The following is an 11,703-nucleotide window of genomic DNA, read 5'->3' on the forward strand; positions in this document are numbered from 1 at the left end:
GGGGTCTTCTCCTTAAGCTCGATCCGACGGGTTGCCGGGCATCAGGTCGTAGGGGTGTTTCCAGCCGGGCTGTTCGCTGAGGCGCGTCAGCCAGGCGTCGATGTTGGGCCAGTCGGCACGGTCAAAGCCGAATGGTTCGGGGTAGTAGAGGTAGCCGCAGCAGCTGAGATCGGCGTTGGTCACGCCGTCGCCAACGATCCAGTCGCGGCCCTCAAGGTGGGTATTCAGAACATCATAGGCCGCTTTCAGGCGGCCTTGGTTGAAGGCAATCACATCCGCATTGCGGTGTTCTTCGGGCAGGAAGTTGCACAAGAATCGGGTCATCCCCGCGTTTGAGCTGAGCTTGTGATTGTCCCACAGCACCCAGCGCAGGATGTCGTAGTTTTCTTCCCGTGTCTTACCGCCGAACTTACCCGACTTCTCGGTGACATAAGCCTGAATGGCGCCAGATTGGGAGGTCTTGAAATCACCATCGATCAGGAAAGGCGCTTCGCCCATCACGTTGACGTCCGTGCGGAACTCGGGGCTGCGGGTGACGCCCTTGAAGAAATCCACGAAGACCGGCTCCCAATCGAGCCCCGACATTTCGAGCGCGAGTGCCGCTTTGTATGAGTTGCCGCTTTCACCGAAGCAGTGCAGTTTAATAGTCATGCGATCGCCCCTCCCGTGGCGTTTTGTGCATTGTCCGCCCAAGCTTACCGGCCTTGGTGCCTAGCGCTTGCGTGCCTCCAACTCGGAATTGAAAAGACGCAACCGATGGGTCAGGTTGTCTTCGTCAATGACGCTGTTGAAGTTCTCGAAGAGAAAAGACAGCGCTTCGCCTTCGTCCAACCCTGCCTCGCGGGCAAAGCCACGGAGTTTGCGATAGCCGTCCTCGGTCATGGCGACGGGAAATCGGCGGGTCAGGCGAAAGCGTTTTGGCATCTTGTCTCCTCCGGGATTGGGCTCGGGCAATATCGCCCGAACCCAGACTGAGATCAGAAGTTCGCCGCGTCCAGTGCCATCACCGTGTCTGCGCCGGTCTGAATGCGGGCCAGATGCATCGCTGTCGCGGGCAGGCGGCGCGCCATGTAGAAACGGCCAGTGGTGATCTTGGTCTCGTAGAACTCTTTGTCCGAGGCCCCATCGTCCAGCGCTTCTTGTGCGGCTTTTGCCATCTGCGCCCACATCAGGCCCAGGCAAACATGGCCGAACATGTGCATGAAGTCATAGGACCCGGACAGAGCGTTGTTCGGGTTCTTCATGCCTTCTTGCATGAAGTACATGCCAGCTGCTTGCAGGTCTTTCGACGCAGCTTTCAGCGGTTCGATGAAGGCTTTGTCATAGGCTTCGTTTTGACCGGCGTTTTCCTTGCAGAAGGATTTGACCATTTCGAAGAACGCCATGACGTGCTTGCCGCCATCCTGCGCCAGCTTGCGGCCGACAAGGTCCAGCGCCTGAACACCGTTTGCACCTTCGTAGATCATCGCGATACGAGCATCGCGTGTGTATTGCGACATACCCCACTCTTCGATGTAGCCATGGCCGCCGTAGACCTGCTGCGCCTGAACGGTCATGTCGTAACCTTCGTCCGTCAGGAAGCCCTTGATGACCGGTGTCAGCAGCGAGATCAGCCCGTCTGCGTCTTTGTCACCCGAGCGGTGCGCCTTGTCGATCATGGTCGCACCCCACAAGATGAACGCGCGTGCGCCCTCGGTGAAGCTTTTCTGATCCATCAGGTTGCGGCGGATATCCGGGTGAACGATCAGCGGGTCGGCGGGGCCATCCGGGTTCTTCACACCTGTTACGTCGCGGCCCTGTAGGCGATCCTTGGCGTATTCAACAGCGTTCTGATACGCAGCTTCGGCCTGTGACAGGCCTTGCATGCCGACACCCAGACGCGCTTCGTTCATCATGGTGAACATGGCGCGCATGCCTTTGTGCTCGTCGCCCAGCAGCCAGCCGGTTGCCTCGTCATAGTTCATGACGCAGGTTGAGTTGCCGTGGATGCCCATCTTCTCTTCGATCTTGCCGACCGAAACACCGTTACGCTCACCCGGGGTGCCGTCTTCGTTCACGATGAACTTGGGTACGATGAACAGCGACACGCCCTTGATGCCTTCGGGGCCACCTGGGATTTTCGCCAGCACCAAGTGGATGATGTTGTCGGCCATGTCGTGATCGCCAGCCGAGATGAAGATCTTCTGGCCCGAGATTTTGTAGCTGCCGTCGCCCTGCGGTTCGGCCTTGGTGCGCATCAGGCCCAGATCGGTGCCACAATGCGGCTCGGTCAGGTTCATAGTGCCGGTCCATTCACAGCTGACCATGTTGGGCAGGTAAGTGTTCTTCTGCTCGTCGGTGCCGTGCGCCAGGATCGCCGAGGCCGCGCCGTGGGTCAGGCCCTGATACATGGTGAAGGCCTGATTGGAGCCCGAGAACATCTCACCCACTGCAGTACCGATCACGTAGGGCATGTTCTGGCCGCCATACTCTTCCGGCATGTCGAGGCCAGTCCAGCCGCCTTCCTTCATCTGCTCGAAGGCGTCTTTGAACCCGGTAGGGGAGTACACAATCCCGTTTTCCAACCGGCACCCTTCGGTGTCGCCGACGACGTTCAGCGGGTGCAGTACATTGGTGGCCACTTTGCCAGCCTCTTCCAGAACCGCGCCGGTAAACTCGGCCTCCAGTTCGTCATAGCCGGGGATGTCCGACTGCGAGACTTTCAGAACGTCGTGCAGGATGAACTGCATATCTTTGGTTGGCGCGTTGTAGACGGGCATGTGAAGCTCCCTTAATTCATATGTCCGGAGGCGGGTTTATTCGGCCGCCTTCTTTTCCTGTTTCATCGAGGCGATAACCTTTTCGCCCCAGCGCAACTGCTCTTTCAGTTCGTCGATGGCCTGTGTCAGCTCTTCGCGACGCGATTCCATGTCGGCCAGACGCTCGCACGCGATTTCATAGGTGCGGGACATCTGGGTCAGCTGCTGGTCACCCACGTGATACAGGTCCAGAAGCTGGCGGATTTCTTCGAGGCTGAAGCCAAAGCGCTTGCCGCGCAGGATCAGTTTCAGGCGCGCACGGTCCCGTTTGGTGAACAGGCGTTTTTGGCCTTCGCGGATCGGAAACAAAAGTTCTTTGGCCTCGTAGAACCGCAAAGTGCGGGGCGTGACATCATAGGTCTCGCACATTTCGCGGATGGTCAGTAGATCTTCGGTCATGGTTCAAACTCTCATCACTGGCGTCATGCATTCTGAGTTGCGCAGTCGATGGGCGTTTTACAACACACAAGTGACGTTTACGTAATGCGGACGCTGCGTCACAAAAAGGTTGACGTAACATCCGGTCGCGTAAACGCAGATTTCGGCAATTATCTTGCCGTAAGGGAAGGGGCTATTTCAGTAGTTCTACGGTCTGATCGCGCAACTGTTTCAGCGCATCCATCGCCTCATCCAGTTGCGCGCGTTGCTGACGCAGCTCTTCCATCTGCCGATCCGCCATCTCGATAAAGGTAGCCATCTGCGCCTGATTGCCCTGATCTTCATAGATCAGCAGCCACTGACGAATCTCTTCCAAAGGAAATCCAAACTTGCGACCACGCATGATCAGTTTCATCCGGGCACATTCACGAGGACCATAAAATCGCGATCTGCCTTCGCGGTCAGGTTGCAGCAATTCAATGTATTCGTAATAGCGCAGGGTGCGCGGGGTCACGTCGAACTCGGCGCACATTTCTTTGAATGACAAACGGGTGTCGGACATTCCGGGTCTCCTTGGCTGCAACCTAGGGCGTCGTTGCCGTAAGCGCAACAGGCGGGCTTGCCCTTGGCGCAAACGCAGGCCCATAAAGGGTCAACACAAGGACAGGACCGAACCCCATGGTCGACAAGACAGTTTTAGCGCGCCAGTTCATCGAGGCGATCCCGCACGCCAAGGCCCTTGGGCTTGATCTGACCCATATCGGAGAAGGTGAGGCCGAAATCTCGATGCCTTATAACGAGCAACTGATCGGCGACCCGCGGACCGGCGTGATCCATGGCGGGGCTGTGTCGGCCATGCTGGATACCTGTTGCGGTGCCGCAGTGATGAGCCACCCCTCGGCCCCCGGCGGGACGGCGACCATCGATTTGCGCATCGACTACATGCGGGCCGCAACACCGGGGCAAAATATCCGAACCCGCGCCACCTGCTACCACATCACACGCAACGTCGCCTTTGTCCGGGCAACGGCGACGGATGACGATAACGAACGCCCCGTTGCAACCGCCTCGGGTGCCTTCACCGTGGAGGGGCGCTGAGATGGCACGACCTCGTCCCGAACCCGTACAGGTGGTCAAACAACGCCGCGATGCCGCTTTGACGGCGCTGGTTGAGGGAGTGCCGTATATCCGGTTCCTCAACATCACCTTTGATCGGCGCGGCGATGAACTGACAGGTGTGCTGAATTTCGATGAAAAGCTGATCGGCAATCCCTTTCTGCCCGCCATCCATGGCGGCGTGACCGCGGCCTTTCTGGAAGTCACCGCCGTGATAACGCTGAGTTGGGAGCATATGTTTCCTAGGATCGAAAGCGGTGAAATCGGTGCAGAGGATATTCTGACCGACGAAAACATCCGCTTTCCCAAGACCATAGATTTCACCGTCGATTATCTGCGCTCGGGCCTGCCGCGAGACGCCTATGCGCGTGCGTTCATCAACCGCTCGGGGCGGCGCTATGCCTCGGTCCGGGTTGAGGCCTGGCAGGACAACCATGCCAAGCTGTTTGCACAAGGCACAGGGCATTTCCTGATGCCACAGCCTTCGACAAAGGCATAAGCGTGGAGGACGCGACCGCGCCCATCACCCATCGGCGCGTTCTGAAGATTGCGTTGCCGATCGTGCTGTCGAATGCGACAGTGCCGATCCTCGGGGCGGTCGATACAGGCGTTGTTGGCCAGATGGGGCAGGCGGCTCCGATCGGGGCGGTCGGTATGGGCGCGGTGATCCTGTCCACCATCTACTGGATTTTCGGTTTCCTGCGCATGGGCACCACCGGGTTGGCCGCGCAAGCGCGCGGGGCCGGTGATACTGCCGAAACCGGAGCGTTGCTGATGCGCGGCCTGTTGCTGGGCGGCACGGCGGGGCTGTTCTTCATTGCAACTCAGGTCTGGGTGTTTCTTGGGGCCTTTGCATTGTCCCCTGCCAGCGCCGAGGTCGAGGCGCTGACCCGCGCCTATCTGGAAATTCGCATCTGGGGCGCGCCCGCCACCATTGCCTTATACGCGGTGACAGGCTGGCTGATCGCAGTCGAGCGGACGCGCGGCGTGTTCATCCTGCAGGTCTGGATGAATGGGCTGAATATCGTGCTGGATCTGTGGTTCGTGCTCGGCCTCGGCTGGGGCGTCGAGGGCGTCGCCATTGCCACCCTGATCGCGGAATGGACCGGCCTTGCGCTGGGGCTGTGGCTGTGTGGTGAGGCATTTGGCGGCAAGCAATGGCGGGACTGGCCGCGCATTTTTGACGCCAGCCGCTTACGTCGGATGATGCAGGTGAATGGCGATATCATGGTGCGCTCGGTTCTGCTGACCGGAGCCTTCACAACGTTTCTGTTCGTTGGCTCAGATCTCGGGGACGTAAATCTGGCGGCCAACCAAGTGCTGCTGCAGTTTCTGGAAATCACTGCCTTTGCGTTGGACGGTTTTGCTTTCTCCGCCGAGGCGTTGGTTGGGGGTGCCGTCGGTGCGCGGGATCGCCTCCAGGTCAGGCGCGCATCGGTCATGGCCTCGCAATGGGGCGTTGGCGGGGCTGTTGCGCTGGGGGTGGTGTTCTATCTGGCAGGGCCTGCACTGATTGACCTGATGTCGACCTCGCCCGAAGTGCGGAGCGCCGCGCGTGAGTTCCTGTTCTGGGCTGCGCTCGCCCCTGTGATCGGGGTAGCAAGCTGGATGTTCGACGGCATCTATATCGGTGCCACATGGACTCGCGACATGCGCAACGCAATGATCCAGTCAGTCGCGCTTTACGTGGTGGGGTTGTTTGTACTCGTGCCGATGATGGGCAATCACGGGCTCTGGGCCGCGCTGATGGTTTTGAACATCGCACGCGGCATCACGCTTGGATGGCGCTATCCCAGACTAGAGGCACAGATCGCCTAGAGCAGGTCCAACAGTTTTTCGGGCGGACGTCCGATCGCTGCTTTGTCACCCGCGATGGCCAGAGGGCGCTCAATCAGGATCGGGTGGTTGGCCATGGCCTGGATCAGCGCCTCATCGGGTGAGGTTTTGCTCAGGCCTAGCTCTTTGAATGCCTTCTCACCGGTCCGCATCATGTTGATCGCCGGAAGGCCCAGTTTCGACTGAACAGCCCGGATTTCATCGGCCGAGGGCGCATCTTCAAGATACTTACGCACCTCAGGCTGGGCGCCGTTTTCCTGCAGCAACGCCAATCCGGCGCGCGATTTGGAACATCGTGGATTGTGCCAATATTCTATCATAGCCAGTCCTCTCGTTTGCTGCCCACGGCCTGCGCGACCGAAGTGAACCCGTCGCGTGCCAGCAATGCGTCCAGACCTTCCGGGATATCAGAGGCCAGAGAGATGCCGCCATAGACCATCGCGGTGTAGAACTGCACCGCAGAAGCTCCTGAGCAGATTTTGGCATAGGCTTGCTCGGGTGTACCGATGCCGCCAACCCCGATCAGAGGGATTTCTCCGTTGGTCAACTGGCTAAGCTGCGCCAGCACGCGGGTTGATTTCTCGAACAAGGGCGCGCCGGATAAACCTCCTGCCTGCTCCCCGTGCGCGCTGCGCAACCCGTCGCGCGACAGTGTGGTGTTGGTGGCAATCACCGCGTCTACACCGGTTTCTCGGGCGACATCGGCAATGTCCTGCAACTCGACCTCGGTCAGGTCCGGCGCGATCTTCAGGAAGATCGGGATCGGACGGAGCAAGGCATCGCGCGTTTCGATTACACCGCTCAGCAAAGCGCTCAACGCCGCTTTGCCCTGCAGATCCCTCAGCTTTTCGGTGTTGGGCGATGACACGTTGACGGTGGCAAAATCCAGATGCGCCGCGCAATGGGCGAGTACCTTGGCAAAGTCTCCGGGACGATCGTCACTGTCTTTGTTCGCACCGAGGTTCAATCCGATCACTGCGTTCTTGGGACGGCGAGCCAGACGCTCGGCCATGACTTCCATCCCGTCGTTGTTGAAGCCAAAGCGGTTGATGGCTGCACGATCTTCTGACAGGCGGAACAGGCGTGGTTTCGGGTTGCCGGGCTGGGGCCGCGGGGTCACTGCTCCCACTTCGATAAACCCGAAACCGGCATGCGAGAGCGGCTCCAGCGCCTCACCGTTCTTGTCGAACCCTGCGGCCAGACCGACCGGATTCGGCAATTCCAGACCTGCGACTTGGGTTTTCAGCCTGTCTGATGTGACAGGCCCAGGTGTTGGCGCAAGCCCCGACGTCAGGGCCTTGATCGAAAGCCCATGTGCGGTTTCTGGGTCAAGGCGATGCAGGGCTGCCAGCCCCAGTTTCTCGGTCAGTTTCATCCGAAGGAAGCTCCACCTTCTGTTGGCGCGCAGCGGATCAGGCGCGAGGTTTCAACAGCGGCCTGCCGGTGTATCACCGCAGCGCGATAGATGGGGTCCGTCACCATTTCCAGAAACGCGTGGGCGGTGGGATAGCGGGCGATGAATACCTCGTCCCACGCCTCATCCTTCGGTCCGATCAGGATTGTCTGAAATGCACCGCGCCAGAGTATCGAAGCACCAATGCGTGCAATGATCGGCGCGGTCTCGGACCCATAGTTGCGATAGGCCTGTGCGCCGGTCAGGCTGGCGTTGGCCAGCGGGTGATCGGATGGGTAATCTGCCGTTTCACGGAATTTCACCAGATTGAGCATCTCGATCGGATGGTCCCGATTGAGGTTCTTGAAAGCTTCGAATTGTTCGCGCTCGGGGTCGATGAAGCGGGTCATGCCATCTCCTCCGGAAACTGATGAGCCGTTCCATCGAAGGGCAGGTCACGCGACCAGATCACGTCGGACAGGCGAATCTGACGGTAGAGATGGGGAAACAGCGCGCCGCCACGCGAAACCTCCCACTTCAGATCATCGCCCATTGCGTCCGCATCACAAGCCAGAAGGGTCAGGCCTTCGACACCGGCAAAGTGCTTGGCTGCCGTCTCAGCCGCCTGCGCGGCGGTCGAGAAATGGACGAACCCATCCGTCACATCAATCGGTGCGCCATCCGAGGCTCCTTGTGCCTGCAAGGTCGCCCATTCATCAGCGCGGAAAATCTTGTAAATCAGCATGAGGTCCTGATGCCTCGCGTGACGGGCAGAATCAAGCCGGATTTCCCCCTTTGACTCTCTTGGCTTCGCGGCGCACGATCTATGCAATCACTAATAGGGAGTTTCAGATGTTTACCCGATTTCTTGCATCGGCTGCAGTGCTCGGCCTGACCGCAGGTATGGCGGCGGCTGAATATAAGCTGACCATTCTGCACACCAACGACATTCACAGTCGCATCGAATCCATCAACAAGTATGATTCCACTTGCGACGCGGAAGACGAAGCCGAGGGGAAGTGCTTTGGCGGCGTTGCGCGCCTTAAAACAATGGTGGATGGCAAGCGCGATGAGCTTGCAGGTCAGAATGTGCTGCTGCTCGACGCAGGCGACCCGTTCCAGGGTTCGCTGTTCTACACCACCTACAAAGGGGCTGCCGAGGCCGAGTTTATGGAAGCCATCGGTTATGATGTGATGGCCGTTGGCAATCACGAATTCGACGACGGCCCTGCAGGCTTGGCGGCTTTCATTGATACAGTCAGTTTCCCCGTGATCTCGGGCAACTTGGACCTGTCATCGTCGACTGAACTGAAAGGCAAGGTGGATAACCACGTTGTTTTGGAAGTTGGTGGCCAAAAAATAGGCATCATTTCAGCACTGGCTACAGATACGGTCGAAACCTCCAGCCCGGGCAAAGATGTCGTGTTCCAGGATGAGATCGACAGCCTGTCGGCCGATGTCGCGGCGCTGCAGGACGAGGGTGTGAACATCATCATTGCCCTCAACCACGTTGGTCTGGCCAAAGATATCGAGATCGCAGAGAAAGTACCGGGTCTGGATCTGGTGGTCGGCGGGCACTCGCACACGTTGCTGTCGAACACGGATGAGGACGCAGCAGGTGCCTACCCGACGATGGTCGGCGATGTCCCTGTTGTTCAGGCCTATGCCTATTCGAAGTATCTGGGCGAAATCACGCTGACCTTTGACGACGACGGCAACCTGATTTCGGCAGAAGGTGAGCCGATCCTGCTGGATGCCTCGGTCACCCCAGACGCAGATATCGCGGCGCGTGTCGCGGAGATGGGTGCCCCCATTGAAGAGATGAAGCAGCGCGTCGTGGCCAATTCTGCCGCTGCGATCGAGGGCTCTCGCGATATCTGCCGCGTGCAGGAATGCGAGATGGGCAATCTGGTTGCGGATGCGATGCTCGCACGTGTGGCGGATCAGGGCGCACAGATTTCGATTGCAAATGCGGGCGGGCTGCGTGCCTCGATCGACGAAGGCGAGGTGACCATGGGCGAGGTGTTGACGGTTCTGCCGTTCCAGAACACGCTCTCGACCTTCGAGATCAGCGGCCAGGGTGTCATTGACGCGTTGGAAAACGGTGTGAGCCAGGTGGAAGAGGTCAAAGGCCGCTTCCCACAGGTGGCAGGCATGTCCTTCACGTGGGACCCCTCGGTCGCTCCGAATGAGGGTCGCATAACCGAAGTCATGATTGCCAAGGACGGTGGCTTTGAGCCGATTGATCCGGCTGCGACCTATCTGGTGGTGACCAACAACTATGTCCGCAATGGTGGGGACGGATATTCCGTGTTCTCGGGCGACGACAAGAACGCCTATGATTTCGGGCCCGATCTGGCGGATGTTACCGCTGAGTATCTGGCCGAGAATGCGCCTTACCAGCCTTACGTGGATGGACGCATCAAACAGAAATAAACTGTTTCCTCAGAAAGCAAAGGCCGCCTGAATCGGCGGCCTTTGTCGTTTAGCTGAACTCGTATTCTGGCCAGAGATCGGAGTCGAACCCGTCCAGCATCGGTTGAATGTGTTCTGCAACCTCGCGCCATCCCCCGATGGAGCGGGTCGAGATTTTCTTGCGCACCTGATCAGCGCTGGCCGTGCGGACCTGCTTGTCGCTTTCTTCGGGATGCATCATCCGCTCATCCCATTCGATGTCACAGAACGCGGCGACCTTTTGGCTGTTGATCTGGGGGTCAGACACAAGCTCTTCATACGAGATGGTGAGGATACGATCACCGAACATCTTGTCCCAATGCGTCATGTACCGCCGGTAAAGGTTGGCGGAATGTGCGATTGCCTCAAAGTTTGACGCATAGCGCATGCCCGGAGCTGGGAACCGCCTGATCCATTTTGACAGCCCCACATCTCTGGGGTCGCGCAGCATATTGATCACGCGGGCATTGGGAAACGCGGATAGCAGGAAACCAATGCGCTGATAGTTATGTGGCATCTTGTCGACAAATGCAGCAGGCTCACGCGGGAGCGGCGGCGTCAGTCGGAGATACTCCCGGGCAAACTCCGCTGCAGCGTCTGCATCAAACGGTGTCTGGTCTTCAACGAACGGCCGAGAAAGATCGATGGCTAACGTGAGCTCACCGCAGCCGACAACACCCGGAGACGTACTGAGCATCACTTCCATCAACGTTGTGCCGGACCTGGGCTGACCGACCACGAAGATCGGCTTGGGCGTGTCAGAATCCTCGGCGGCCTCTACGGCCTCACGCTTCGGAAAGATTTTGCAGGTATTCTGATATTTATGTTCCTCATGGGCAGAGCGATACGGGTCGGCTTCATGCTGCATCTGATTGGCTCGTGCGAACTGCGGTAGGGCTGCAGCCAAACCTTTGCTGCGCCTGATGACCTGAGCCTTGGCAAATTCAAGCATCGAATCGTTGTGGTCACTTTTGGCGATGGCAAAGTCGATGCTTTCGGAAAGGCGCACGGCCTCTTCTTTTGTGACTGATCTGGACAGTTGATAAAGTGCCGGGGCGCATAGCGGATTGGCCTCGAACACCGTCTGAACAATGGCGGTCGCGGCTTCTGTCTCTCCATTGCGGTATAGGTCATCCGCTTTTCCAAGTGCGATTTCTTCATTGCGCGGTTCTAACTCATAGGCTCGCGATATATCGTTCGAGCTTTGATCGACAAAACCGATATGCCCATAGGCGCGGGCACGGGCTGACAACAGATCGGCATTGTCTGGATCTTTCTCCAACCGTTGCGTGGCGTGCTCAACGATCGACCGCCAGTTCTGGCCTTTCAGCTGAATTTCGTCGATGACGCGGTTCAATTCCTTGTTGTTCGGAAATTGCTTGAGCTTTTTCTCGGCATAGAGCAGCGCACGCAGTGTCTGACCTGTTTGCATCAGTGCGTTTGCCAGATTTTCGACGAACTGCGGATCGTCGGGTTTTTTCCGCGAAGCCTCTGCAAAATGTGGGATGGCTTGGGCATATCGCTTCATTTCGGTCAACACGAAACCCGCAATTGCGTGATAGGCTGGGTCTTTGGGAAATTTCTTGATCCCCAACTGCGCCTTCTTCAGGGCTTGCGGCAGCTTGCCCGCTTCAATATCGCTCAGCGCTTTGCTCTTGAGGGTTTTTACATTTTGTTGTGCCATCTGAGAGCGCCTGCCCTGTGTCATTACGAAACCAGTTCTACTGG

At 58.3% G+C, this 11,703-nt stretch carries 14 protein-coding genes; 4 read left to right on the forward strand and 10 right to left on the reverse strand.

Features of this window, described 5'->3' with window-relative positions:
• Positions 1-12 precede the first annotated feature (12 nt).
• The 5 genes from ACR0AZ_RS02295 to ACR0AZ_RS02315 all read right to left on the reverse strand — a co-directional run bounded on the left by ACR0AZ_RS02295 (position 13) and on the right by ACR0AZ_RS02315 (position 3,738).
• Positions 13-651 carry a glutathione S-transferase family protein gene (locus ACR0AZ_RS02295; protein WP_480469303.1) on the reverse strand — a complete coding sequence of 213 codons (639 nt, stop codon included), beginning with the start codon at positions 649-651 and terminating at the stop codon, positions 13-15.
• 60 nt (positions 652-711) lie between these two features.
• The gene (locus ACR0AZ_RS02300; RefSeq protein WP_170374251.1) at positions 712-924 is read right to left on the reverse strand and encodes a hypothetical protein; all 213 of its coding nucleotides are present in this window, start codon (positions 922-924) and stop codon (positions 712-714) included.
• Between the two features lie 53 nt (positions 925-977).
• Complete coding sequence (locus ACR0AZ_RS02305; protein ID WP_480666677.1) at positions 978-2,759, reverse strand: acyl-CoA dehydrogenase C-terminal domain-containing protein; 1,782 nt, start codon at positions 2,757-2,759, stop codon at positions 978-980.
• A 36-nt stretch (positions 2,760-2,795) separates the two neighbouring features.
• Positions 2,796-3,197 (reverse strand): MerR family transcriptional regulator, encoded by a 402-nt coding sequence (locus ACR0AZ_RS02310; protein WP_039536426.1) that lies wholly within the window; start codon positions 3,195-3,197, stop codon positions 2,796-2,798.
• Between the two features lie 172 nt (positions 3,198-3,369).
• A complete protein-coding gene (locus ACR0AZ_RS02315) occupies positions 3,370-3,738 on the reverse strand; it encodes a MerR family transcriptional regulator (protein WP_480469305.1) in 369 nt (122 codons plus the stop codon).
• A gap of 116 nt (positions 3,739-3,854) precedes the next feature.
• Between ACR0AZ_RS02315 and ACR0AZ_RS02320 the strand changes: the two genes are divergently transcribed.
• Genes ACR0AZ_RS02320 through ACR0AZ_RS02330 form a run of 3 tightly spaced genes read left to right on the forward strand, consistent with a single transcriptional unit; the run spans position 3,855 to position 6,110 of the window.
• On the forward strand, positions 3,855-4,274 hold the full coding sequence (locus ACR0AZ_RS02320) for a PaaI family thioesterase (protein ID WP_480469306.1): 420 nt from the start codon (positions 3,855-3,857) through the stop codon (positions 4,272-4,274).
• Position 4,275: 1 nt separating this feature from the next.
• On the forward strand, positions 4,276-4,791 hold the full coding sequence (locus ACR0AZ_RS02325; RefSeq protein ID WP_480469307.1) for a PaaI family thioesterase: 516 nt from the start codon (positions 4,276-4,278) through the stop codon (positions 4,789-4,791).
• Between the two features lie 2 nt (positions 4,792-4,793).
• Complete coding sequence (locus tag ACR0AZ_RS02330) at positions 4,794-6,110, forward strand: MATE family efflux transporter (RefSeq protein WP_480666678.1); 1,317 nt, start codon at positions 4,794-4,796, stop codon at positions 6,108-6,110.
• On the opposite strand, the gene arsC is transcribed toward ACR0AZ_RS02330, so the two are convergent.
• From arsC to ACR0AZ_RS02350, 4 genes are read right to left on the reverse strand one after another with little or no spacing between them, the layout of a single operon-like run.
• Entirely contained in the window at positions 6,107-6,448 is a 342-nt protein-coding gene (gene arsC / locus ACR0AZ_RS02335; protein WP_480469309.1) for an arsenate reductase (glutaredoxin), read from the reverse strand. The genes ACR0AZ_RS02330 and arsC overlap by 4 nt on opposite strands.
• On the reverse strand, positions 6,445-7,503 hold the full coding sequence (locus ACR0AZ_RS02340) for a quinone-dependent dihydroorotate dehydrogenase (RefSeq protein WP_480469310.1): 1,059 nt from the start codon (positions 7,501-7,503) through the stop codon (positions 6,445-6,447). Before ACR0AZ_RS02340 ends, arsC begins: the two co-directional genes overlap by 4 nt.
• Entirely contained in the window at positions 7,500-7,931 is a 432-nt protein-coding gene (locus ACR0AZ_RS02345; protein WP_480666680.1) for a DUF1330 domain-containing protein, read from the reverse strand. Before ACR0AZ_RS02345 ends, ACR0AZ_RS02340 begins: the two co-directional genes overlap by 4 nt.
• Positions 7,928-8,266, reverse strand: coding sequence for a DUF952 domain-containing protein (locus ACR0AZ_RS02350; protein ID WP_480469312.1), 339 nt, complete (start codon positions 8,264-8,266; stop codon positions 7,928-7,930). The genes ACR0AZ_RS02345 and ACR0AZ_RS02350 overlap by 4 nt, the downstream gene beginning before the upstream one ends.
• 107 nt (positions 8,267-8,373) lie before the next feature.
• On the opposite strand from ACR0AZ_RS02350, the gene ACR0AZ_RS02355 reads away from it, so the two are divergent.
• A complete protein-coding gene (locus ACR0AZ_RS02355) occupies positions 8,374-9,957 on the forward strand; it encodes a bifunctional metallophosphatase/5'-nucleotidase (protein ID WP_480469313.1) in 1,584 nt (527 codons plus the stop codon).
• A gap of 49 nt (positions 9,958-10,006) precedes the next feature.
• Here ACR0AZ_RS02355 and ACR0AZ_RS02360 read toward each other — a convergent pair whose 3' ends face one another.
• On the reverse strand, positions 10,007-11,659 hold the full coding sequence (locus ACR0AZ_RS02360) for a tetratricopeptide repeat-containing sulfotransferase family protein (protein ID WP_480666681.1): 1,653 nt from the start codon (positions 11,657-11,659) through the stop codon (positions 10,007-10,009).
• Positions 11,660-11,703 lie beyond the last annotated feature (44 nt).

It is taken from the genome of Ruegeria sp. BE3 (genome assembly GCF_056538865.1).